The following is a 24,356-nucleotide window of genomic DNA, read 5'->3' as shown; positions in this document are numbered from 1 at the left end:
ACATGAAACGTCGCCATGCGTGGTTGCTCTGCGCATGGCTGGCCTTCCCCGCACTGGCCGCTCGCCAGGTGGTGGATGATGCCGGCCATACCGTAACCGTTCCCGACCAGGTGAATGCTATTGCCGACGGTTGGTTTGCCCACCATTCCGTGCTGATGACCCTGGGAGCAGGAAGTAAAATCGTCGCCACCGTCAATCACCCGGACAGCCAGCCGTGGATGTTTAAAATTGCCCCAACGCTCAATCAGGCGCTACAGGTTCGCGGCACCGCTTTCAACCCGGAGAGCCTGCTCGCCAAACGGGTCGACGTGGTGTTTACCTCAAAGGGTAACGATAAAGCGCAAGGCTATCGTCAGGCGGGGCTCCCCACGCTTGAGATGGCATTTACCGACTATCCATCGCTGATGAAATCGGTGACCACCACCGCCGATGTACTCGGCACTGCCGATGCGCTCGCGCGGGCAACAGCCTATAACCAGTATTTGCGAACCACGCTCGACAACGTACAGAACAAAACACAGAGTCTGACTCAGGCACAGCGCCCTACCGTTTTGCACATTCAGTCACTAAAACCGCTGAAAGTGGACGGTAGCCACACGTTAATTGATACCTGGATTAACCTCGCCGGCGGTAAAAATGCGGCGCAGGGAATTGAAGGTAATATGAAAGAGGTCTCCGCAGAGCGCGTGCTGGCCTGGCAGCCAGATGTCATTATTCTTGGCGCCAACTGCGGCACGCTGGCGGACTCGCCGTATGCGCAACTGTTCTCAGGGCTGAAAGCCGTGAAAAACGGCCACCTGTGGCAAAACCCTGCTGGCGTCTTCCCGTGGGATCGTTACGGCACTGAAAGTGCGCTACAGATCCAGTGGGCGGCGCAGAAACTGCATCCGGACCTATTCCCGGGTATAGAGATGGCAAAAGTGACGCAGGATTTTTACCGCCAGTTCTTTGATTACCCACTGAGTGCTGACGAAGCGCAGCGTATTTTGCACGCCCAGCCGCCGATAAACTAACCCGGCATCTTCAATTGGCCGGATAACAATATCGCCTTATCCGGCCAACGTTCACATTCAAGCCGCTCGTTTTAGTTATACACCAACGTAAAGGTCGCCATGCTGTTGGCAATCCCCGCCCCCACTGCGCTTTCCGTCTGCACATACTGAGCAGTGAAATTAATCCGCTCGGCGCTGGCGGCATTACTTGCCGTAACTTTTTTCAGCAACGGAAGATTGGTCGCTTCATTGATTTTCACCGCCGTCCCCGCCGCGGGGGCCGGTGCATCATTGCTACCATAGCTCAGCTTGACGCCAACGCCGCTTGCTGCGCCGCTGAGCCGCGTCAGTGCCAGAGTATCCGGGAACCCCGCCCCTACCTCCAGGCCAAAGAAACCAATACGCACATCCGTCGGCTGCGTGCAGTAAACCGGAATGGCAAAGTTCTGCGCACTGCCGCCGGTGGTATTGACCCCTTTGAACGCCGATTTATTGACTGAACCCAGCGCTACGTTAATCGTGGGTGTGGTCACCAGGCAGCTGCCGCTGGCACCAATATCAACGTTCAATGCCGATAGCCCAAGGAAGGTTGGCTGTGTGGTTGTGGTCCCGTTACCCGTCGCGGAGGTCAGATCCATAAACAGTTGCCCGACCTGCGGCTGCGCATCGACGTTGGCGTGATTTCCCCCAGAGAGCTGAATTTCACCGGTCTTGTAGAACGTGACGTAGGCTTTGATAACGATCTCTTTTTGCGACAGCAACGTGGGCATATCTGCGCTGTCGCAGATCGTCGCCGACTGATTCCCCGCAGGCGATGTACTGCCATCAATGTAATGCACCGCCCCACCGTTGCACTGGAAACCGAGCGAATAACCTAGCCCATCAAGTTTGGTGGGAAAAATATGGACACCGTTGATAGCCGTTGCCGCACCGTTGGTATCTATCTGCTGATAAACCAGCCGTTTCCAACCCGCTGCAGGAGCCTGTAAATCACAGGTGAAACGAATACCGCTACCGTTATCCGCCATCGAATGTGACATCTGTGAATTGACCGGCAGCGACGGCAGATACTGAATGTTCTGCGTGTTGATGGTCATATCACCCACGGTATTGCTGCAATTCTCCGCCCATACGCGCGGACTGGAGATGGCGGCGGCCAGCAGAATAAGAGAACAGACAAACCGATAATTTCTGCGCATGTTCATGACCTTTTTATAAACAGACCGCGTTCACCGTTTTTACCGGATTGCGCTGTTGATGGCTGGGGAGATGGAAATGGACGGTACAGGTTTGCGCGGTGTTGCTGGCATCCCAACGCACCACAATCGCCCCCTGCTCGGGAATGCCGCTGAGATAAACCTGTCCTTGATCGGCCACAATACCGGACGCGGCACCGTCATCGCCCAGCAGCCGAGCGCTGGCGCCAAACGGCAGCGGGCCGTGAGCGCCGCGCAGTGTAAACAGCACGCGGTTACCAATGTGAGTCTGATAATTGGCTTCAACAATGGCGCCGCCACCGGGGATCACAGTTTGTCCCTGAAGCTCAACATCGGTATCGTCGGCCATCGATTCGGTATCGAGACTGATATCGTTTTTCCGAAAGGCGGTTAGCGTTGGCACAATGGCATAGCCACGCCAGTCGGTGTGCAGATCGGTACCGTTTTGAATCGCCACATTATCGGCTCCTGGCGCGCGGACAATCGCAAAGCTGTCGCCGGTATACTGCCCCAGGGTAATGCCGTGAGGGTGAGCAACAATCGACCCCGACGCCCCCCAGGTCACCTGATGGCTGGTGTTATCGTGCTGATAACCGAGCTGCGCTTCGCCGTAACCACCGCGATAATCGAGCGATACGCCGCTGTTGCTGCCCTGCCCGTTGCTACCGTAGCCCTGCTGAACGCTGTAGTAGAGATTATTTTTCTCCAGCGCTGAACCGTAGAGAGAAACCTGCTGTGAGGTGTAGCCGTTATTATCCGAGGTCGTGCTGTAGCTGACGGAACTGTTTGGCAGCATGTCACCCAGCGGAATATTGATGTTGAAAGATAATGAACGGTCGGTTTTGTTATTCTCTGACGATTGCGTAAAGTAGTAGCCCAGCCCCCAGGAAACACCTTTCCACGCGCTGTAAAACCCCACATGTATCGTCCGGTCCCGGCGCGGAGAATGCCAATAGTTTTGTGCCCATGCAGAAGCAGACAAACTCCCTACTTCCCCCAACGGCTGCGAAAACGACACTTCTTCGCGGCTGCGTTTGCTGTCCGTTTCGCCATAGCGCCCTTCCAGCGCATTAGCCTCGCTGAAATTGTAGTAACCCAACGAGGAATAGCGGTAGCTGGCAAGACTGAGTGTCGTGCCGGTGGTGGTGAAGTTTTTTTGATACTGCGCACGCGCGGAATGTCCACTGTAGCGTTGTTCTGACGGTGTACGGGTAATAGCATGGGTGTAATCCACGCCCAGCGAACCCAGCTCGCCAAACCCTCGCCCTAACCCTGCGGACCACGATTGATAATCCTCAGCGATCTGCGCGCCGCCGTAAAACGTGACATCGCCGGGCAGGCCGTAAAAAAGCGTCGACTGCATAAACTGTGGCCTGCGGGTTTCAGCCTGGGTTGAGTAAAAACGCCCGACGCTAACACTGTACTTAATTCGCCCCTGCCGCAGCATAAATGGCACCGCTGAAAACGGCTGGATAAATTTGCGCTCGGAGCCATCGCTTTCTTTCACCGTCACTTCAAGGTCGCCACTTTGCGAGGTGGGATAAAGATCGTTAATGGCGAATGCCCCTGGGGCAACGAACGTCTCATAGATGACGTAACCGTGCTGGGAGACGGTGACTTTGGCATTACTGTGAGCCATACCGCGAATAATTGGTGCAAAACCACGCTGACTATCCGGCAGCATTTCCTCATCGGACATCAGCTGTGCACCGCGAAACTGCACGCTATCGAAAACATCTCCGCTGGTGTAGGTGTCGCCAATGCGCAGCTGACTTTTTAGCGCACGCACGTCATGCTGCAGATAGGTACTTTGCGAACGCCAGCGCTGGGTTTTGTCATACTGCATGGAGGCAATATTACGTAATCGCCAGCCGCCAAGATTAATACCGCTGCGTAAATTCAAATAGTTAGACTGATAGCTGCCGTTGCCCTGCTGGGTTTGTGCGCCGGTAAGATTGTAGTCAACAAACGCGGCCGGAATGCCGTCATCCCAGCGCGCCGGATCGACGTAGCCTCGGCTTTGCAGATTCATTGCGGCCTGCGGAATGCTGAGATTGAGCCGCTGGCCCACAAAATCAAACTGGCTGGTGGCATCGGGAATAAATCGTCCAATGTCGGTAAACGTCTCACCTTCATGCAGTCGATTAAAAGCGGAAAAAGCGCTGACATTCACGCCATACTCAGCCAGTTTGGCCGATGTTAAGCGCGGTTTTAGCGCGCCGTCTTGTTCAACGAACTCAATCGTCTCTTGCCCAATCTGCTGATTATTCACCCACACCGATACCGGGTAGCTGCCGGGCTGCTGGCCACCCGATTTGGCAAAATAGTGCAAATCAGCAGTTTTTTGCTGTGGGTCGGAAAGCTCCACCGCGGCGGGGTCAAAGTAGTCATCCGCCTTCGCGGTATTGTGATAACACAAGAACAATAGCGCCGTTGGCAGGCAGGCCAGGAGTATGCTGCTTAAGTAAGCATCGTCATCCTGAAAATCTGAAGTTGTCTTTTTCACAGTCATACTCAGCGTCGTTTTACCGTTGAGCGAAGTCGGTAACACCGCCGAAGTCGTTAATCGCACGCCACTTCACTGTGCCGCCATGATGGGCAGGCCACGATTTATTGCTAAACGGCGCAATCATGCCCGGTTCATCCAACTCCTCTCCCCCCACGGAAAGAGAGAAAAATGAGACAAAGTAAGGCGTTGGATTATGTGCCACCAGGCTCGAACCGAGGGTCTGGAAGGTCAGCTTTTGCCATGCTTCTCCGGCATCACCCGCAAGATTTTTAGGTCGATAGAATATTTTGAATTTTGACTTAATATTGACCTGGAGTTTATTGGCATCGTCCTTTTTCGTCGGTGCAATACTTTTCACATTTAACCAAAATACTGATTCGCGATCCGTCGGCAGCGTTGCACCGGTAAAGTTAATACGCAGAATATTTTTTTGTTCCGGATCAAGGCGGAACAAAGGCGGTGTAACAATAAATGGAGGCTGGCTCTTATCCGTTGCAGAATAATCCTCTACCCATGACTGCACCAAATAAGGAGTCGCATTATCGGCATTTGTCACCGATAAAGATGCCTCACGTTTTCCCTCTTCATATATTACGCGAGTGCCTCCCATGACAATGCCCGCATGAGCAGTTGCTGATAATAAAAGGAGAAAGAGAGAAAGGCTCGCGATAAAACGATTCATAGATATAAGCCGTATTATAAAATAGCGTTTAATTTGAGCAGAAGTCACCTTCTGCTCAGGATTTAATTAGTTGTAAACCATATTAAAATCAGCGACGCCATTTGCCGCACCGGTTGTGACGGTTGCGCCAGTAGAGGCATAGTCGGCAAAGAAGGTCAGGTCAGCGGTACCTTCGGTACCTTTAGAGCCCGCGTCGACATTGTGCGCTTTAGTTACGCTGCCTAGTTTTACCACCTCGCTCTGATCGTCTTCGTAAAGCTTAATACCCACACCGGTAGCGCTGCCTGTAGCATTATCAACGGCGAGCAGGTCTGAGTTGGTACTGTCTTTTTTACCATCAAATAAAACAGCAACATGCGCTACGGAGTCAGGGCAATCTTTGACTTTAATATGGAAAGCCGTTTTGGTTGTTTCCGTCCCGGCACCGGTAAAATAGCTTTTCGCCCATTTGCCGAGATCGACGGTTTGATTTGTGCTGCCGCTATCAACGTTGCAGGAGGAGTCGGTGATAGAACCGGTAAAGTTGACCTGACCACCCGGGCCTTGAGTCCCTGCGGATGAACCAGGATTGGTGGTGACGGCCGCTGAGGCCACACCGGATACCAGCGCAGTGATGACACATGCCATAATGCGATATTGTGCTTTCATTCTCATTCTCTTATTGACGAACATTTATGCCGATAGCCCGCGAAAATATAATTCCCACGCCTACCCGCCGTGAACCCCTCCATGTTATGTGGTTTTATTCCTTTGCAGGGTATTAAATGCGTAACCGTTACCCCTCCGTTTAATTTCCATAAACAGAAAGCATTTGATATTAATCTATTAAGTAAACGGCCAATGCCAAGTGGTGTATTAGAAATACGACATCAATAATATTCTTATTAAAACCTGATGCAATGCATTATTAAGTAAAGCTGTAGTGAAATAATTTAATCCATCTAAATAAAAATAAACAACAACCATGACATGTTATCATTAATCATCACCGAACAAACATTGTATTCAGATATAGAGATTTCGACTTAACACCCTTAGCATTTCGGCAACGAACTTAACGGCCTTATGCACAATATATATTTCAAGTTATGACAAAAAATGCTTTCTTTAAGTAAAACTAAGAATATTCTTATGAGCAATAGTTAGCCATGAAGCAGAAAACTAAATAATCATCCGATAAATCAGCATGTTCATTAACAAATCGATCTTGTACTGGTCATCTCGAACCTTTTAATTTAGAATTTGCTTAATTAAGAAAAGCGTAAAGTCAATAATGAACGACAGCCCACTTCTGCAGGCCCAAGCCCACCAGGCAGCGATGCTTTTAAAAGCAATGAGCAACCCTCACCGGCTGCTGATTCTTTGTATGCTCTGTGAGACCCCGGGCACCAGCGCCGGTGATTTAGCCAAAATCACCGGATTAAGTCCATCAGCGACCTCCCAGCATCTCAGCAGAATGCGCGAAGAGGGGTTGATTGACAGTCAGCGTGATGCGCAGCGTATTCACTACTTTATTAAAAATGACGCGGTGAAGCAGATTGTCGCCACTTTAAAAACGCTCTACTGCCCGTAAGAGAGAAACACATGACCGTTGAACACATCTCCCCGGCCGCGGCGCTCAAGCTCATTGATCAAGGTGCCGACCTTATTGATATTCGCGATGCCGACGAGTACGCGCGAGAACATATTGCTGCCGCCCAACTGTGCCCACTGGCATCGCTGGAAGAAGGTCACTTACCGCGGTTAAACGTTGATGACATAGTGATTTTTCACTGTCAGTCTGGCAACCGGACGCGTAATAACCTGAACCGCCTGATTGCCGCAGCTGGTCCAGCGCAGGTAAAAATACTCGAAGGCGGTATTGAAGCCTGGCGCCAGGCGGGACTGACGACCATAGTAGACAAATCTCAACCCCTACCTCTAATGCGCCAGGTACAGATTGCTGCAGGCGTGTTAATTTTACTGGGCGTCGTGCTCGGCTATAGCCTCTCCAGCGCATTCTTCCTGTTAAGTGCGTTTGTCGGTGCCGGATTGACCTTCGCAGGCGTCACCGGGTTTTGCGGTATGGCACGGCTCCTTGCCGTGATGCCGTGGAACCGACGCTGACTTCTTGTCGCGAGAGGCACGTTTGTCTCTCGCGTATTCATAGCAATAGATAACAAAGGAGCATTTTGATGTTTGCACCTGGCGATCTGGTCCAATCAAAAATGGGTGGGCCAAAATTAAAGGTTATTGAAGCGCACGAAGAGAGCATTGTGGCCGTACAGGCTAGCGATGAACAAGGTAAGCAGTACACGTTAAAAAACAGCGATGTCGCCCCTTATCAGGAAGACGGTGATTTCGGCGTCTGCTGATTTTCCTCTGCGGTGGGCTCGGCTCACCGCAAGCCCCTTCCCCTGCCCTGCTAAAATGAATGATTACCCACAAATTACGCATAATTTCAAATGAAAGACATTGGAATTAAATTCTATAAAACCAGCGAATGGTCGGATAAAAAAGCCAAACGTGATTAAAATCACAATAAAAACCCCATCATCGTCATCAGACGAAAAGACACACTCATCGCAGTCTTTTTTAACCTTCATGAAACAACGATTAACTTATTGATATTTAACAATTAATAAAACATCGAAAACAAAAATAGCGCGCCGTGAGACAAACAATCCACAGCAGAGTATTTTATCGACAAAAACGCATTAAATAAAAATGTTTCACTAGTTGTTTGTTTTATTGCAGATGGATAACCTATACGCGTCAAATAAAGCAAACCAAAACGCCATTAAACACGACTTATCCTGTGTTAACCGTTCATTTTTCGAGGAGCATACCGATGTTCTCTGCGCAGTCACGCCTGCGTCATGCGGCAGCAGACACTTTTGCCATGGTTGTCTACTGTTCCGTCGTGAACATGATGATTGAAATTTTTCTCTCAGGAATGAGCTTCGAGCAGTCACTTTCATCCCGTCTGGTTGCCATCCCAGTCAACATTATTATTGCCTGGCCATACGGTATGTATCGTGATTTCGTTATGCGACAAGCGGCACGGATTAGCCCGGCGGGTTGGATGAAGAGAGTGGCCGATCCGATTGCTTACGTCACCTTCCAGTCCCCGGTGTACGTACTGATTCTACTGAGTGTCGGTGCTGACTGGCACCAGATAGCGGCAGCAGTCAGTTCTAACGCGGTGATCTCATTGGTGATGGGTGCTGTTTACGGCTACTTCCTCGATTTTTGTCGCCGTCTGTTCCGTGTAGAACAGTACGCCCAGGCGAAAGCCTGATTGCCGTGAAATAAATGACTGGCATTGCCAGTCATTTATTTATACGTTCTCGCCAAATAACCCATCTAAAAAGCGTTCAAGCGCCATGCGCGAACTAAAGCCGTGCGGAATGCCATAATGCTGCTCAACCGAGCCCCCCAGATACAGTGGAAACTGTTCGTAGTGATCGCACGCTTTAATATCTGAAGCTGGCTCAGCATATTTATTGCTGCGCTCTTTTAGTGCCGGGTGAATGATAAGCGCTGTGCGCCCCATTCGCGCTTCGCGGTTAACGTAAACATAATCTTCGCCACGGCGATAGCCGTAAGCTTTTGTGGTTACCGCATCCATGGTAAAGCCCGCTTTTTCAAGAACGCGCGCCACCTCATCTGGTCGTAAATACATTTTTTATCCTCGTCATCTTTTACTGCATCGCCACCTTACCGTAATCAGTATTCGCCTCGCTTTCAGATAATTCCAGAAACAAGCTATTTCGCGGCAATTTATGTCGGATGACCTACACTTAGGGTTCTATCAAATTTTGGGGAGACCGTAATGATTAAACCATTTAGCCGCAATGAAGCAGACCAAGAGGCACAGGATATTCATAATGATGTCAGCCAATTAGCTGATAGTCTCGAAGGTATTCTCAAGAGTTGGGCCAGTGATAATAAGGATGAAGTAGAGGCTGCTCGCCGTGAGGCAAAATCTCTGCTGAGCGAAACTCGCGCCCGCATTCATGGACGCAGCCGCTTGCAGCAAAGCGTCCGTGATGTTGCCGATACTGCTGATAGCTATATTCACGATAAACCGTGGCAAAGTGTGAGCGCTGCCGCGGCGGTAGGGATATTTGTTGGCATATTATTAGGATGCCGTCGATAATATAACCACAATGATGTCGATAATAAAAACGCGTCTGCCCCGGATTATCTCAGATAATCCGGGGCTTTTATTTTATCGCCTCAATCAGTGCGGCGACCTGCTGCTGCGCCATTTTCTGCGACACAATATTAGTGAAGCTCATGATCAGACCCGCATTACCACGATGTGCCATCCGCCAATCATTCACCGCCTGTACCGCAAGCCCGGCACGCCTCGCCTGTCGCGCCATCGCTTTGTCGTCGCCCTCGACGGCCACCACCAGCTGGATCCCTCCTGACTGAGGAACAACATTAAACCCCTGAGCCACCAGAGCCTCCTCCAGCCAGCGACGACGCTGCGCATAGTGCACGCGCATTTTCTTCAGATGACGCCAGAAATGACCTTCACGCATGAAATCTGCCAGCGTCTGCTGCCACAGTAGCGGCACTGGACAGGCCAGGCGCTGCGCCTGACGACGAAACGCCGCCACCAGCGGCAAAGGGACCACCAGCCATGCCGTACGCAGCGCAGGAAATAACGACTTACTGAACGTACCGGCATAAATAACCCGCTGCGGCGCATCAAGACTCTTTAACGGCGGCAACGGCTTACCGAGATAGCGAAATTCACTGTCGTAGTCATCTTCAACGATCCACCCTTGATGGTGGGCGGCCCAGTCAAGAAGCTGGCGACGCCGTGGCAGAGAGAGCGCCACGCCGGTGGGGCTTTGGTGAGCGGGTGTCAGTAACGCGAAGCGCGCCCCTGGCGCATGCTGCATTCCCCACTCAATATTCATGCCGTCTGCATCGACCGGCACAGGAAAGAGCGTCACGCCCTCCTGCTCCACCAAAGGTCGAATCAGCGGAAAACCCGGGTCTTCCACCCACATGGTTTCGCCGCGCCCGCCCAGAGCTTGCAGAATTAGGCTCATTGATGGGGCATATCCGGAGGTGATAAATACCTGTTCGGCTTCGCATTCGATGCTGCGTGATAGACGCAAATATTCAACCAGGGCCTGGCGTAGAGCACTTTCGCCGCAGACATCCCCGAGCGCAAGATCAAAACGCGTCTGTGTCCGTAGCCTCCTCCCCATCACCCGCGCCCATAGCCCGCGAGGAAAGAGATCCAGTGCCGGCAGTCCCAGTTGAAAAGGCTGCGGCTGCGACTGTTCTCCGCCAAAACCCAGCGGCGCGGCGGTAATCGGCTGTACTGTTAAGTGATCGCTTACAAACGTTCCCGCCTGCCCACGTCGCTCAAGCCAGCCTTGCGCCACCAGTTCACCGTAGGCGTTCTCTACCGTCACCCGGGAAACACCCAGTTCCTGGGCGTAAACCCGGCTCGAAGGCAAACGTCTACCGGAGGTTAATTCCCCCTGCTCAATTGCCAACTTTAGCTGACGCGCGATTTGCTGATAACGCGGTACACCGTTTACGCTCATGGTCTTATTTTTTACCCTCAATATGGCTATCTTTTTAAGACCATTATAGTGCTATTTTTGTCCCATCTTGAACGAGGAGTGACACCATGATTGCATTACGCCAACCCTATAGTGAACTGAGCCCAGCCGTTTATGCCGGGCTAGTCCAGGCCAGTATCGCGCTGGAAAAAAGCTCGCTGGAACGCACGCTGCTTGAGCTGCTGTATCTGCGCGTTTCGCAGATTAATGGTTGCGCATTCTGCCTTGAAATGCACAGCAAAGCGCTGCGCAAATCCGGCGTCGAACAGGCCAAACTGGATGCCCTGGCGGGGTGGCGAGTGAGCAATCACTTCAGCGATGCAGAACGCGCAGCGCTAACCTGGGCGGAAGATCTGACCCACGTAGCTGAAACCCATGCCGAAGACAGCGTCTATCAACCGTTGCTGGCGTACTTCAGCGCCGAGCAAATAAGCGATATGACATTTGCCATTAGCCTGATGAACGCATTTAACCGCCTGGCCGTGGGTATGCGGATGTAAGTTCTTGGCGCCTGTAAATAATCGCTATTTACAGGCGTAATTCCCTGGTAATTCCTCCATCTATTGACACCCAAATACAACCCTGTTTTTCACCCGGATATTTCCCTAAAAACCATCATCATCATACAAATAACACACCTGAATTTCAGCTGATTTCCCAGGCAATATTTGCAGCAATTCTTAGATCCTCGCCAAATTTCGCGTGTAAATTTGCAAAAAAAATCCGTTCGGCATAATTCGCTCTCAGCCCTTATATCATGGGAAATTCCACCACAATCTTCCTCTTGCATATTTCAGATGAAAACAGATTGAGGGTTGTCACATCGTCTCAGTATGCTAGGGTATAAACAGGTCATTATTTTCATCAGGTAGCATATCGACATAAACTAAAAAACGGGAAATTTCATATTGCATGGCAGTTAAATTAGAAGTTAAAAATCTTTATAAAATATTCGGCGAGCACCCACAGCGAGCATTTAAATATATCGAGAAGGGTTTCAATAAAGAACAAATTCTGGATAAAACAGGGTTATCACTTGGCGTAAAAGACGCCAGTCTGGCCATTGAAGAAGGCGAGATATTTGTCATCATGGGATTATCCGGTTCCGGCAAATCAACCATGGTACGCCTTCTCAATCGTCTGATTGAACCCACCCGCGGACAGGTGCTTATTGACGGTATGGATATTGCCAAAATATCCGATGCTGAACTTCGTGATGTCCGCCGCAAAAAAATTGCGATGGTCTTCCAGTCGTTCGCGTTAATGCCGCACATGAGCGTGCTCGATAATACCGCTTTTGGTATGGACTTAGCTGGCGTACCTGCGCAAGAACGTCAGGCCAAGGCGCTGGACGCGCTGCGCCAGGTTGGCCTTGAGAACTATGCTCACGCTTATCCGGATGAACTTTCCGGCGGGATGCGTCAGCGCGTAGGTCTTGCCCGTGCGCTGGCCATTAACCCCGACATTCTATTAATGGATGAAGCCTTCTCGGCACTCGACCCATTAATTCGTACTGAGATGCAGGATGAACTGGTAAAATTACAGGCCAAACATCAGCGCACCGTGGTCTTTATTTCCCACGATCTCGACGAAGCGATGCGAATTGGTGACCGCATTGCCATTATGCAAAATGGCGAAGTGGTTCAGGTCGGTACACCGGATGAAATATTAAATAACCCAGCCAATGATTACGTCCGCACCTTCTTCCGCGGCGTCGATATTAGCCAGGTATTTAGTGCCAAAGATATTGCTCGTCGTAATCCCGACGCGCTTATCAGAAAAACCCCAGGGTTTGGTCCCCGCTCAGCATTAAAATTATTACAGGATGATGACCGTGAATACGGCTACGTCATCGAACGTGGTAATAAGTTTGTCGGCATCGTGTCAATTGATTCACTGAAAGAAGCGTTAAAGGCGAATCAGGGAATTGAGGCGGCGCTGATTAATGAACCCGTCGCGGTTGACGCACAAACTCCGCTCAGCGAATTGCTCTCTCAGGTGGGCCACGCCCCCTGCGCCGTACCGGTTGTTGGAGAAGAACAGCAGTACGTCGGCGTTATTTCAAAAAGAATGCTGCTACAGGCATTAGATCGCGAGGGGGCAAACAATGGCTGATCAATCAAATCCGTGGGATACCACACCGGCCGCAGACAGTGCGGCAAACTCTGCTGACGCATGGGGCTCACCGACGCCCGCAGACGGCGGTAGCGCAGACTGGCTGCACAGTGCACCCGCACCGCAGGCAGAACACTTCAATATTATGGATCCGTTCCATAAAACGTTGATCCCGCTCGATAGCTGGGTCACCCATGGGATCGACTGGGTCGTGACCCATTTCCGCCCGGTATTCCAGGGGATCCGTGTTCCCATCGACTATATCCTCAGCGCTTTCCAGCAGTTGTTGTTAGGAATGCCAGCTCCCGTGGCCATCGTGGTGTTTGCCCTGATTGCCTGGCAAATCTCCGGTCTGGGGATGGGCGTGGCGACCTTGATTTCACTGATTGCCATCGGTGCGATTGGCGCATGGTCACAGGCGATGATAACCCTGGCACTGGTGCTGACTGCACTACTGTTTTGCGTCGTCATCGGTCTACCGCTGGGGATCTGGCTGGCACGCAGCCCACGGGCGGCGAAAATCATTCGTCCGCTTCTCGATGCTATGCAGACAACACCTGCGTTTGTTTACCTGGTGCCTATCGTCATGCTGTTCGGTATCGGTAACGTCCCTGGCGTCGTGGTGACCATTATCTTCGCCCTGCCGCCGATTGTGCGTCTGACCATTCTGGGGATTAACCAGGTGCCGGCGGATCTGATTGAAGCCTCGCGCTCCTTCGGTGCCAGTCCGCGTCAGATGCTGTTCAAAGTCCAGCTGCCGCTGGCGATGCCAACCATTATGGCTGGCGTCAACCAGACGCTGATGCTGGCGCTGTCGATGGTGGTTATCGCCTCGATGATTGCCGTCGGCGGTCTCGGTCAGATGGTACTGCGCGGTATCGGCCGTCTGGATATGGGCCTTGCCACCGTGGGTGGCGTGGGGATTGTTATCCTCGCCATCATCCTGGACCGCTTAACCCAAGCCGTTGGCCGTGATTCCCGCAGCCGTGGCAACCGCCGCTGGTTCCATACCGGTCCTCTGGGCCTGGTTCTGCGCCCCTTCACTAAGTAACCATCGTATTGGCCCGGCGCACGCCGGGCCAATGCTCCGCAACAATCACTATTAAAGGAACAACGATGCGACACTCATTGGTTTTTGCTACCGCTTTCACGACTTTGGTTTCCACCAGCGCTTTTGCCGCCGACCTGCCGGGGAAAGGCATTACCGTACAGCCAGTACAGAGCACGCTGTCAGAAGAGACCTTCCAGACGCTATTGGTCAGCCGCGCGCTGGAAAAACTCGGCTACACCGTCGATAAGCCAAATGAAGTGGATTACAACGTCGGTTATACCTCCATCGCCGCCGGTGATGCGACCTTCACCGCCGTGAACTGGATCCCGCTGCATGACGATATGTATGAAGCCGCTGGCGGCGACAAGAAATTCTACCGTGAAGGGACGCTGATTAACGGCGCCGCTCAGGGTTACCTGATCGACAAAAAAACCGCCGACCAGTACCACATCACCAATATTGAACAGTTCAAAGATCCGAAGATTGCCAAATTGTTCGACACCAACGGCAACGGCAAAGCCGACCTGACGGGCTGCAACCCTGGTTGGGGCTGCGAGGCGGTCATTAACCACCAGTTGGATGCCTATGACCTGACCAAAACGGTCGAGCATAACCAGGGGAACTATGCGGCGATGATGGCCGACACCATCACCCGTTTCAAAGAAGGTAAACCGATTATCTATTACACCTGGACGCCATACTGGGTGAGCGACGTGTTGAAGCCAGGTAAAGACGTCGTATGGCTGCAGGTTCCGTTCTCCTCCCTGCCGGGCGTGCAGAAAAATATCGATACCAAACTGTCTAACGGCGCTAACTACGGCTTCCCGGTCAGCACCATGCATATTGTCGCCAACAAAGCGTGGGCGGAGAAAAACCCGGCAGCGGCCAAGCTGTTTGCCATCATGAAGCTGCCACTGTCCGATATCAACGCACAGAACGCCATGATGCACGACGGTAAATCATCCGAAGCCGACGTTCAGGGCCAGGTTGATGGCTGGGTGAAAGCCCACCAGCAGGTCTTTGACGGTTGGATCAAAGAAGCGCTGGCTGCACAGAAGTAACGACCTGGTTCGACCCCTCCCGTCGCCGCCCATGGCGCCGGGAGTTTCCCCACAATCGCAATGGCACATTCCGCTACGCGACATTTTCCCCCTCCCCGCCGCCATTCGTTATGATTGCTAACATTCTCACCAATACTCTCTTAAACAATGACTAAACCTTCGCATGGGCTTAGCCCCGCGCTTATTGCGCTAATGTCTATCGCCACGGGTCTGGCGGTCGCCAGTAACTACTACGCTCAGCCGCTGCTGGAGACCATTGCCCGCAACTTTTCGCTCAGCGCCAGCCAGGCCGGATTTATCGTCACCGCCGCCCAGTTGGGTTACGCGGTTGGCTTGCTGTTCCTGGTGCCGTTAGGGGATATGTTTGAACGACGTCGGCTTATCGTCACCATGACGCTGCTGGCCGCGGGAGGGATGCTAATTACCGCCAACAGCCATTCTCTGGCGATGATGATTCTTGGCACTGCCCTCACCGGCCTGTTTTCCGTCGTCGCCCAGCTGCTGGTCCCGCTGGCCGCCACCCTCGCCGCGCCCGAAAAACGCGGCAAGGTGGTCGGTACGGTGATGAGCGGACTGCTGCTGGGTATCTTGTTGGCGCGTACCGTCGCCGGGCTTTTAGCAAGCCTGGGGGGCTGGCGTACCGTTTACTGGGTTGCCACCGTGCTAATGGTACTGCTGGCACTTGCCCTATGGCGCGGTCTGCCGACGCTCAAGCAGCAGAACCACCTCAACTACGGGCAGCTGTTAGGATCGATTTTCAGCCTCTTCGCCCGCGATAAACTGCTGCGCACCCGCGCGCTACTGGGCTGTCTGACCTTTGCCAACTTCAGCATTTTGTGGACATCAATGGCATTTCTGCTGTCCGGCGCGCCGTTCAACTATTCAGAGGCCACCATCGGATTATTCGGTCTGGCGGGTGCGGCTGGAGCACTCGGCGCGAGGTCGGTCGGTGGGCTGGCGGATAAGGGCAAAGCACACCTGACCACCACCTGGGGCCTGGTGCTTTTACTGCTGTCATGGGTGGCCATCTGGTTTGGGCATACCTCAGCACTGGCGTTGATTGTCGGCATTCTGGTGCTCGATTTAATGGTACAGGGCGTACATATCACCAACCAGACGGTAATCTACCGGGTACAGCCGGATGCGCGTAACCGCCTGACGGCGGGCTATATGACCAGCTATTTTATCGGTGGTGCTGCCGGTTCGCTGCTCTCCGCCTCTGCATGGCAGCATGCAGGCTGGCTGGGCGTTTGCCTGGCGGGTAGCCTGATAGCCGTCGCCAATTTGCTCGTGTGGTGGTGGGGTTATCATCGTCAGGAAGCTGAATAACGTAGCAAATGCCGGGTATACGTACCCGGCGTGCGTATGTCATAGATTAACTACATAAATTACGGCAATTAATTCATTTACTTTATTTGTCACTCTCGTTACTATATCGACTGTAACTAATGAGGTAATGCCCAGATGGATAGTTCGTTTACGCCCATTGAACAAATGCTGAAATTCCGCGCCAGCCGCAGCGAAGAGTTCCCATTCCAGGAAATTCTGCTGACTCGTCTTTGCATGCACATGCAGGGCAAACTGCTGGATAATCGCAATAAGATGCTGAAGGCTCAGGGGATTAACGAGACGTTATTTATGGCGCTAATCACGCTGGAGTCTCAAGAAAACCACAGCATTCAGCCTTCCGAACTCAGCTGCGCGCTGGGATCATCGCGCACCAATGCCACCCGCATTGCCGATGAGCTGGAAAAGCGTGGCTGGATTGAACGTCGTGAAAGCGACAACGATCGCCGCTGCCTGCATCTGCAGCTCACCGACAAAGGTCGCGAGTTCCTGAACGAGGTTCTGCCGCCGCAGCATAACTGTCTGCATCAGCTTTGGTCATCATTAAGCCATGCTGAGAAAGACCAGCTTGAACATATCACCCGCAAACTTCTCACCCGTCTGGATCAGATGGAAGAGGATGGCACAGTGCTTGACGCCCTGCGTTGATACCACCGCGATAGAAAAGAAAACAAACAGGCCAGCAGATAATCCCTGCTGGCCTTTTACGGTAAACAAGTCGGCTTAAGCCGGTATAAATAATAAGAATGTGGAGAATCACATGAGCGCAAATGCGGAGACTCAAGCCCCGCAGCAACCCGCCAACAAGAAAGGCAAGCGTAATCGCATCCTCATCTTGTTGACCTTGCTCTTTGTTATTATTGGCATTATCTATGGCAGTTACTGGTTCTTAGTCTTGCGTCATTTTGAGGAAACCGATGACGCATACGTGGCGGGTAACCAGGTTCAAATCATGTCGCAGGTATCCGGTAGCGTTACCAAAGTCTGGGCAGATAACACCGACTACATCAAAGAAGGCGATGTGTTGGTGACGCTTGACCAGACCGATGCGCAGCAGGCCTTTGAAAAAGCACAGACCACGCTGGCCTCCAGCGTACGTCAGATGCGTCAGCTGATGATCAACAACAAGCAGCTGCAGGCCAATATCGAAATTCGTAAAACCACCCTGTCGCAGGCGCAAACCGACCTTAACCGTCGTATTCCGCTAGGCAGCGCAAACCTGATTGGCCGCGAAGAGCTGCAGCACGCCAGAGATGCCGTGACCAGCGCTCAGGCAGCCCTGAACGTCGCCGTTCAGCAGTACAACGCGAACCAGGCGATGATCCTCGGCACCACCCTGGAAGAACAGCCTACCGTTCGCCAGGCAGCGACCGATGTGCGTAACGCATGGCTTGCACTGCAACGTACCAAAATCGTCAGCCCGATGAGCGGCTACGTTTCCCGTCGTTCCGTACAGCCGGGCGCGCAGATTAGCCCAACTACTCCGCTGATGGCCGTCGTGCCAGCAAGTAACCTGTGGGTCGATGCTAACTTTAAAGAAACCCAGCTTGCGCATATGCGCATTGGCCAGCCGGTTACCGTCATCAGTGATATTTACGGCGATGATGTGAAGTACACCGGCAAAGTGGTTGGTCTGGATATGGGTACCGGTAGCGCCTTCTCCCTGCTGCCAGCACAGAACGCTACCGGTAACTGGATCAAAGTCGTCCAGCGCTTGCCGGTGCGTGTTGAACTGGATGCTGACCAGCTGGCGAAACATCCGCTGCGTATTGGCCTGTCTACGCTGGTTAAGGTCGATACCTCTAACCGCGACGGGCAAATGCTGGCGAATGAGATCCGTACCAGCCCGGTTTACGAAAGCAACGCGCGTGAAATCAGCCTCGATCCGGTCAACAAGCTGATCAACGATATCGTCCAGGCCAACGCCAACTAATGCTGGGGTGCGCGTAATGCAACCGCAAAAACCGCTAGAAGGCGCGCAGCTGGTCATTATGACCATTGCGCTGTCGCTTGCGACATTCATGCAGGTGCTGGACTCCACCATCGCCAACGTGGCTATTCCCACGATTGCCGGGAACCTTGGCTCATCATTGAGCCAGGGGACATGGGTTATTACCTCATTCGGGGTGGCTAACGCCATCTCGATCCCCATTACCGGCTGGCTGGCAAAGCGCGTCGGTGAGGTTAAGCTGTTCCTGTGGTCAACTGTTGCCTTCGTGATTGCTTCGTGGGCATGTGGGATGTCCACCAGCCTGAGCATGCTTATCTTCTTCCGCGTGATCCAGGGGATTGTCGCCGGGCCGCTAATTCCGCTGTCGCAGAGTCTGCTGCTTAGCAACTATCCGCCGGCTAAGCGTTCTATCGCGCTAGCGCTGTGGTCGATGACGGTTATCGTCGCACCAATTTGCGGGCCAATCCTCGGTGGTTATATTAGCGATAACTATCACTGGGGCTGGATCTTCTTCATCAACGTGCCTATCGGTGCCCTGGTGGTGTTATTAAGCCTGCAGAGCCTGCGTGGACGCGAAACGCGAACCGAACAGCGCCGTATCGACGGTATTGGTCTGGCACTGCTGGTACTGGGTATTGGTAGCCTGCAGGTGATGCTCGACCAGGGTAAAGAGCTCGACTGGTTTAACTCCACCGAGATCATCGTGCTCACTATTGTGGCGGTGATATCGCTGAGCTTCCTGATCGTCTGGGAGCTGACGGACGACAACCCGATAGTCGATCTCTCGTTGTTTAAGTCGCGAAACTTTACCATCGGCTGTTTGTGTATCAGTTTGGCCTACATGCTCTACTTCGGCGCAATAGTTCTCTTGCCGCAGCTATTGCAGGAGGTTTACGGCTATACCGCAACGTGGGCAGGCCTGGCGTCAGCGCCAGTTGGGGTGATACCGGTACTTCTGTCGCCGATTATTGGGCGCTTTGCCCATAAGCTGGATATGCGCCGTCTGGTCACGTTCAGCTTTATCATGTACGCCGTCTGCTTCTACTGGCGTGCCTATACCTTCGAGCCGGGAATGGACTTCGGGGCGTCGGCGTGGCCGCAGTTTATTCAGGGCTTCGCCGTGGCATGCTTCTTCATGCCGCTCACCACCATCACGCTCTCCGGGCTACCGCCTGAGCGTTTGGCGGCGGCATCGAGTTTGTCGAACTTTACGCGCACGCTGGCGGGGTCTATCGGGACATCGATAACGACGACCCTGTGGACCAACCGTGAAGCAATGCACCACGCGCAGCTCACCGAGTCGGTGACGCCGTTTAACCCCAATGCCCAGCAGATGTACGATCAGCTGCAAAGCATGGGGATGACGCAGCAGCAGGCCTCCGGCTGGATAGCCCAACAGATCACCAACCAGGGGCTCATTATCTCGGCCAACGAAATCTTCTGGATTTCGGCGGGGATCTTCCTGGTGCTGCTGGGACTGGTGTGGTTTGCCAAACCGCCGTTCGGTGCAGGCGGCGGAGGCGGAGGCGCTCACTAAAGAAAAAGCCAGCTCAGATGAGCTGGCTTTTTTATGCCTATCAGCAAAACACTATGGCTGAGCCCCGACTCCCCATCGGCAATCAATGACCGCCCTTGCGTTTATCCGCGCGCATTACCTACAAACAAAAACCCCGGAGCAAGCCCCGGGGTTTTTGTTTGTTTCTGTCTGAGAAACTAGATGTGCAGTTCCTGCAGCGTCTCTTTTGGCAGTGCCAGTTCATCATTGCTGTTAATGCGTACACCGCGGTCAATGATGTGACGCGCGATATCCTGCGCTTCGCTCAGAGAGTGCATCTGGTAGGTGCCGCACTGGTAGACGTTCAGCTCAGGGATCTGATTTTGATCCTTCACTTTCAGAACATCGGCCATCGCCGCTTTCCAGGCATCCGCAACGCGCTGCTCTTCCGGCGTACCAATCAGGCTCATGTAGAAGCCGGTACGGCAACCCATCGGCGAGATATCGATAATTTCAACGCCGTTACCGTTCAGATGGTCACGCATGAAGCCCGCAAAGAGGTGCTCCAGAGTGTGGATACCTTTTTCCGGCATCACTTCCTGGTTTGGTACGCAAAAACGCAGGTCAAAAACCGTGATTGCGTCGCCGTGCGGGGTATTCATCTTCTTCGCCACGCGAACGGCTGGGGCTTCCATACGGGTATGATCGACTGTGAAGCTATCTAACAACGGCATTTCGTAACCTCCGATATCACCTTCATGCTCCCGAGCACTGCACTTTATTCTATCGGGTAAAAAATAACCCATTGAATAGAATCAACTTTATGCATTACCACTCGTTCTGCTTCAGGATAATGTGATTTTTTTTAAAATAAACTGAACTCTTTGTTCCAATGCCAGTCTGAGTATATGAAAGACGCGCATTTGTTATCATCATCCCTGATTCAGAGATGTATATTTTGGCCACAGTGATGTGGCCTTTTTCTTTTGGATCAAGCGTGTCTCGCCAGCAAAGCTTCAAACGATTCGCTATCCGCTTCTTCAATTTGACGCTGACGTTCTCTGGACGCATCGCGTTCCTTCGCGAAATCCTCTTCGCTCAGCACCTCTAACGGTTCTTCACGCAGCATTGTGCGATACTGTTCCGCCAGCGCTTTACCGGTTCCACCAATCCCACTCTCAAGCATAGAACGCAGAATGCGAGCGGAGAAGGTTAATTCTGGATTATCAAAACAGGCTACCAGTTCATCGCAGACTTTTTGATACTCGGTGCCACCGTTCATGCCGTCCAGCGTCTGAGCGACGCGCTTGAGGTCATGGAACAGATCTTTACCGACTTTAGTCAGCGGGAACTGCGCGGTTTCGCAGCCAATACCCAACGTCAGACCCGGCTTACGCCCTTCCAGAATCACGCGATTCCAGTTAGTACGGGTACACAGCAGCTCATCGCTGCTCATTTCCGGCGCATCGGCCAGTACGCACCACACCATAAACAGGTCGAGGAAACGGATCTGCTGCTCGTCAACGCCAATTGGCGAGAACGGGTTGATATCAAGCGAACGCACTTCGATGTACTCGATACCGCCGCGCAGCAGCGCGTCAGATGGTGTTTCACCGTCTCGGGTCACGCGTTTTGGACGAATCGGCGCGTACAGCTCATTCTCAATTTGCAGAATGTTGCTGTTAATCTGCAGGTGCTTGCCGTCTTTCTCAAGACCAATGCGCGCATACTCTTCCGACGGCGTTTTAATGGCCCGCTTCAATCCTGCCACATACTCGTGCAATTCGTTAAACGTAATTCCGAGATTGCTTTGCGACTTATTGGTATAACCCAGGTCGCTTAGGCGCAGCGAGGTTGCGTAAGGCAGGTAGTACATACCGCAGTCGGTTTTCTCAAACGGCAGCGTCGTCGGTTTGCCCTGCAGGAATGAGGAGCAAATGGCCGGAGAGGCACCGAACAGGTACGGAATCACCCAGCCAAAGCGATAGTAGTTACGAATCAAACGGAAATAGCCCGCAGAAATCGCCTCTTTATCGTGAACGCCACACTTCGCCTGCCAGAATGCCATCGGCAGTGAGAAGTTGTAGTGGACGCCGGAAATCGTCTGCATCAGCGCACCGTAGCGGTTTTTAAGCCCTTCACGGTACAGCGTTTTCAAACGCCCAACGTTAGAGGTGCCATACTGCGCCAGTTCGATATCCTGCCCCGGTGCGATATAGCACGGCATGCTCAACGGCCACATACGCTCATCGCCAAGCTGACGAGCGGTATAGCGATGTACATCGCGCAGCAGCGTCAGCATGTGGTCAATGTCGCCATCAACCGGCGTAATGAACTCCAACAGCGCTTCTGCGAAGTCGGTGGTTATCCATTTGTGGGTCAGCGTGGAGCCTAGCGCCTCCGGATGACCGGTTGTTGCCAATGAACCATCTGCATTAACACGAAGAGTTTCACGCTCAAGACCGCGCTGGATCCCTTTAAGAGCCTGAGGATGTTTTTCCAGCCAGGACAGCGCCTGTGATACGTCCGGGATCAAATTGACCTCCCGCCTGTCGAATTCATTTTATTAAGCATAATTGTCATCGTGGAGATGGGGACTCGTCCACCAACCATCCAATTAGTGCCACCACGTCATGCCCTGGAGCGTCAGCGCCGCCACTACGATGTAGCGCAGCGCTTTACCCAGGCATAAAAAAAAGAGTACCGGTCCCCAGGAAATTCGCATCCACCCTGCCAACAGGCACAGCAAATCGCCAATCACTGGCATCCAGCTCAGCAGTAACGTAGCCGCGCCGTAGCGACGTAGCCAACCCACTGCCTTTTCCTGCCAACGCGATGTTTTGCGTAATGGAAAAAAACGACCAAGAATAACGTTAGTTGCCCCGCCAAGGCTATTACCCATTGTTGCTATTGCTACTAAAAGCCAAGGTTTGCTGGCTCCAGAAAGCAACAACGCAACCAATACCGCTTCAGAGTTCCCAGGCAGCAGCGTCGCACTGAGGAAGCTGCTTGCAAACAGCGACCCCAGTGCCAGAAGTTCATTCACAGCAGACGCACGTCAACGGCATCCATCCCCGCCGCAGCGGCGGCCTGAAGGCCAAAATCAGCATCTTCAAACACCACGCAGCGTTCTGGTGCCACGCCCATACGTTCGGCACACAGCAAAAAGGTATCCGGCGCAGGCTTATGCAATTTGACGTGATCGGCGGCAACAACGGCCGCAAAGTAATGACGTAGCCCTAAATGGGCCAGCAGAGCCTCAGCAATCGCGCTTTCACTCCCGGTCCCTACCGACATCGGGCGGCGACCATGCCAGGCTTTCACCACCTCAATCAGCGGTAAAGGCGTGACGGAATCCAACAGCATCTCTTTAACGGCCTGCGTTTTTTCACGCGCGAGAAGATGAGGATCCAGGTCTGCCTCATGGCTTTCAATAATAGCCTGCGCAATACGCCAGGTCGGGGAGCCATTAAGCGCCACCATCGCCTGCTCATCAAAACGCATACCGTAGCGACCCAGCACTTCTTTCCATGCCTTACGATGCGTCGGTTCGGTATCAAGGATGGTGCCATCCATATCAAAAATCAATCCAGCGTAGCGCTCGTACATCGTCTTCTCACCCATCGGATAATGTCTTGTTACTTTATCGCAAAAGGGGCGCATTGTCGCTGACAGCCGTAGAGACAACAAAGGCGCCGTCGGGCGCCTTTGTATTTATATTATGTCGACAATCATTTAATTTTCATGTCATTTTCAACGACTCGCACGCCCTGAACCTGGCGCGTCAGCTCAACTGCACGCTGTGCGTCGGCCGATGATGACACAAAACCACTCAGCTGCACGCGGCCTTTGAAAGTCTGCACGTTAATTTCGCTGGATTTAATGTTTTTGTCGCCAAACAGCGCGGTTTTCACTTTGGTGGTGATGACCGTGTCGTCAATGTAGCCGCCGGTACTTTCCTTGGTTGACGAACCCGCACAGCCGGACAGCGAGATTGCTACCAAAAGCGCTGCGCAAAACGCCGCCATTGCTTTGAACCATTTCATGGATTTCTCTCCTTGCAGTAATGTCGCCAAAATATGGGCGTATAAACTCTAAATAATTCGAGTTGCGAGAAGGCGGCAAGTGAGGAAATCCCGATAAGCTTACCAGGTAAGTGATCCGGGTGAGCGAGCGCAGCCAACGCACATGCAACTCGAAGTATGACGAGTATCCAGCGATAAATTATAGAGGAAAGAATAGGTTGCCAATGAGAAAAGTGTGATTTTTAAGTTCAGAAAAAAATGAGATGTGAAGCAAGGGATATTCAGGAATTCAGAAACAATGGGGGGATTCATTCAGGAGAAGATGGTGCATCCAG

Annotated in this window: 25 protein-coding genes; 14 read left to right on the top strand and 11 right to left on the bottom strand. The window is 52.6% G+C overall.

The annotated features are described in order from the left end of the window. The first annotated feature begins 2 nt into the window (after positions 1-2). Positions 3-1,013 (top strand): ABC transporter substrate-binding protein, encoded by a 1,011-nt coding sequence (locus KP80_RS15240; RefSeq protein WP_052284504.1) that lies wholly within the window; start codon positions 3-5, stop codon positions 1,011-1,013. Positions 1,014-1,084: 71 nt separating this feature from the next. On the opposite strand, the gene KP80_RS15235 is transcribed toward KP80_RS15240, so the two are convergent. The 4 genes from KP80_RS15235 to KP80_RS15220 form a co-directional block, all read right to left on the bottom strand. Beyond that, a complete protein-coding gene (locus KP80_RS15235) occupies positions 1,085-2,191 on the bottom strand; it encodes a fimbrial protein (protein WP_052284503.1) in 1,107 nt (368 codons plus the stop codon). Positions 2,192-2,204: 13 nt separating this feature from the next. Then, positions 2,205-4,721, bottom strand: a complete 2,517-nt coding sequence (locus KP80_RS15230; RefSeq protein WP_052284502.1) for a fimbria/pilus outer membrane usher protein — start codon at positions 4,719-4,721, stop codon at positions 2,205-2,207. Positions 4,722-4,734: 13 nt separating this feature from the next. Beyond that, the gene (locus KP80_RS15225; RefSeq protein ID WP_052284501.1) at positions 4,735-5,400 is read right to left on the bottom strand and encodes a molecular chaperone; all 666 of its coding nucleotides are present in this window, start codon (positions 5,398-5,400) and stop codon (positions 4,735-4,737) included. A gap of 66 nt (positions 5,401-5,466) precedes the next feature. Continuing rightward, positions 5,467-6,048, bottom strand: coding sequence for a fimbrial protein (locus tag KP80_RS15220; protein ID WP_052284500.1), 582 nt, complete (start codon positions 6,046-6,048; stop codon positions 5,467-5,469). 625 nt (positions 6,049-6,673) lie between these two features. Here KP80_RS15220 and KP80_RS15215 point away from each other — a divergent pair. From KP80_RS15215 to KP80_RS15200, 4 genes are all read left to right on the top strand, one after another. Continuing rightward, a complete protein-coding gene (locus tag KP80_RS15215) occupies positions 6,674-6,973 on the top strand; it encodes an ArsR/SmtB family transcription factor (RefSeq protein ID WP_052284499.1) in 300 nt (99 codons plus the stop codon). Positions 6,974-6,984: 11 nt separating this feature from the next. Beyond that, positions 6,985-7,506: a rhodanese family protein gene (locus KP80_RS15210; RefSeq protein ID WP_052284498.1), complete on the top strand. Its 522-nt coding sequence runs from the start codon at positions 6,985-6,987 to the stop codon at positions 7,504-7,506. 68 nt (positions 7,507-7,574) lie between these two features. After that, the gene (locus KP80_RS15205; RefSeq protein WP_052284497.1) at positions 7,575-7,754 is read left to right on the top strand and encodes a hypothetical protein; all 180 of its coding nucleotides are present in this window, start codon (positions 7,575-7,577) and stop codon (positions 7,752-7,754) included. A 476-nt stretch (positions 7,755-8,230) separates the two neighbouring features. Next, positions 8,231-8,680, top strand: coding sequence for an L-alanine exporter AlaE (locus KP80_RS15200; RefSeq protein ID WP_052284496.1), 450 nt, complete (start codon positions 8,231-8,233; stop codon positions 8,678-8,680). Between the two features lie 39 nt (positions 8,681-8,719). Here the strand turns inward: KP80_RS15200 and KP80_RS15195 are convergent, their stop codons facing one another. Next, on the bottom strand, positions 8,720-9,064 hold the full coding sequence (locus KP80_RS15195; protein WP_052284495.1) for a DUF2002 family protein: 345 nt from the start codon (positions 9,062-9,064) through the stop codon (positions 8,720-8,722). Positions 9,065-9,214: 150 nt separating this feature from the next. On the opposite strand from KP80_RS15195, the gene KP80_RS15190 reads away from it, so the two are divergent. Then, on the top strand, positions 9,215-9,541 hold the full coding sequence (locus KP80_RS15190; RefSeq protein ID WP_052284494.1) for a DUF883 family protein: 327 nt from the start codon (positions 9,215-9,217) through the stop codon (positions 9,539-9,541). Positions 9,542-9,608: 67 nt separating this feature from the next. Here the strand turns inward: KP80_RS15190 and KP80_RS15185 are convergent, their stop codons facing one another. Beyond that, the gene (locus KP80_RS15185) at positions 9,609-10,958 is read right to left on the bottom strand and encodes a PLP-dependent aminotransferase family protein (protein WP_052284493.1); all 1,350 of its coding nucleotides are present in this window, start codon (positions 10,956-10,958) and stop codon (positions 9,609-9,611) included. Between the two features lie 86 nt (positions 10,959-11,044). Between KP80_RS15185 and KP80_RS15180 the strand changes: the two genes are divergently transcribed. The 8 genes from KP80_RS15180 to emrB all read left to right on the top strand — a co-directional run bounded on the left by KP80_RS15180 (position 11,045) and on the right by emrB (position 20,038). Next, positions 11,045-11,476, top strand: a complete 432-nt coding sequence (locus KP80_RS15180; protein ID WP_052284492.1) for a carboxymuconolactone decarboxylase family protein — start codon at positions 11,045-11,047, stop codon at positions 11,474-11,476. A 412-nt stretch (positions 11,477-11,888) separates the two neighbouring features. After that, on the top strand, positions 11,889-13,091 hold the full coding sequence (gene proV / locus KP80_RS15175; protein ID WP_052284491.1) for a glycine betaine/L-proline ABC transporter ATP-binding protein ProV: 1,203 nt from the start codon (positions 11,889-11,891) through the stop codon (positions 13,089-13,091). Beyond that, positions 13,084-14,142: a glycine betaine/L-proline ABC transporter permease ProW gene (proW, locus tag KP80_RS15170; protein ID WP_052284490.1), complete on the top strand. Its 1,059-nt coding sequence runs from the start codon at positions 13,084-13,086 to the stop codon at positions 14,140-14,142. The genes proV and proW overlap by 8 nt, the downstream gene beginning before the upstream one ends. 65 nt (positions 14,143-14,207) lie before the next feature. Further along, positions 14,208-15,203, top strand: a complete 996-nt coding sequence (gene proX / locus KP80_RS15165) for a glycine betaine/L-proline ABC transporter substrate-binding protein ProX (protein WP_052284489.1) — start codon at positions 14,208-14,210, stop codon at positions 15,201-15,203. A 147-nt stretch (positions 15,204-15,350) separates the two neighbouring features. Next, the gene (locus KP80_RS15160) at positions 15,351-16,532 is read left to right on the top strand and encodes an MFS transporter (RefSeq protein ID WP_052284488.1); all 1,182 of its coding nucleotides are present in this window, start codon (positions 15,351-15,353) and stop codon (positions 16,530-16,532) included. A gap of 135 nt (positions 16,533-16,667) precedes the next feature. Further along, on the top strand, positions 16,668-17,198 hold the full coding sequence (mprA, locus tag KP80_RS15155) for a transcriptional repressor MprA (RefSeq protein ID WP_052284487.1): 531 nt from the start codon (positions 16,668-16,670) through the stop codon (positions 17,196-17,198). A 112-nt stretch (positions 17,199-17,310) separates the two neighbouring features. Continuing rightward, complete coding sequence (gene emrA, locus KP80_RS15150; RefSeq protein WP_052284486.1) at positions 17,311-18,483, top strand: multidrug efflux MFS transporter periplasmic adaptor subunit EmrA; 1,173 nt, start codon at positions 17,311-17,313, stop codon at positions 18,481-18,483. 16 nt (positions 18,484-18,499) lie between these two features. After that, positions 18,500-20,038: a multidrug efflux MFS transporter permease subunit EmrB gene (gene emrB / locus KP80_RS15145; protein ID WP_052284485.1), complete on the top strand. Its 1,539-nt coding sequence runs from the start codon at positions 18,500-18,502 to the stop codon at positions 20,036-20,038. A gap of 176 nt (positions 20,039-20,214) precedes the next feature. Here the strand turns inward: emrB and luxS are convergent, their stop codons facing one another. The 5 genes from luxS to KP80_RS15120 all read right to left on the bottom strand — a co-directional run bounded on the left by luxS (position 20,215) and on the right by KP80_RS15120 (position 24,042). After that, the gene (luxS, locus tag KP80_RS15140; RefSeq protein ID WP_052284484.1) at positions 20,215-20,730 is read right to left on the bottom strand and encodes an S-ribosylhomocysteine lyase; all 516 of its coding nucleotides are present in this window, start codon (positions 20,728-20,730) and stop codon (positions 20,215-20,217) included. A gap of 257 nt (positions 20,731-20,987) precedes the next feature. Continuing rightward, the gene (gene gshA / locus KP80_RS15135; RefSeq protein WP_052284483.1) at positions 20,988-22,532 is read right to left on the bottom strand and encodes a glutamate--cysteine ligase; all 1,545 of its coding nucleotides are present in this window, start codon (positions 22,530-22,532) and stop codon (positions 20,988-20,990) included. Between the two features lie 81 nt (positions 22,533-22,613). After that, positions 22,614-23,042, bottom strand: coding sequence for a YqaA family protein (locus KP80_RS15130; RefSeq protein WP_052284482.1), 429 nt, complete (start codon positions 23,040-23,042; stop codon positions 22,614-22,616). Beyond that, complete coding sequence (yqaB, locus tag KP80_RS15125) at positions 23,039-23,605, bottom strand: fructose-1-phosphate/6-phosphogluconate phosphatase (RefSeq protein ID WP_052284481.1); 567 nt, start codon at positions 23,603-23,605, stop codon at positions 23,039-23,041. Before yqaB ends, KP80_RS15130 begins: the two co-directional genes overlap by 4 nt. 122 nt (positions 23,606-23,727) lie before the next feature. After that, on the bottom strand, positions 23,728-24,042 hold the full coding sequence (locus KP80_RS15120) for a BON domain-containing protein (RefSeq protein WP_052284480.1): 315 nt from the start codon (positions 24,040-24,042) through the stop codon (positions 23,728-23,730). Between the last annotated feature and the right edge of the window lie 314 nt (positions 24,043-24,356).

Origin of the sequence: Kluyvera genomosp. 1 (genome assembly GCF_001266615.1) — a bacterium.
Taxonomy (GTDB): domain Bacteria; phylum Pseudomonadota; class Gammaproteobacteria; order Enterobacterales; family Enterobacteriaceae; genus Kluyvera; species Kluyvera cryocrescens_A.
Note: the sequence above shows the minus strand (reverse complement) of the source record. Positions and strands in the feature narration are given on the sequence as shown.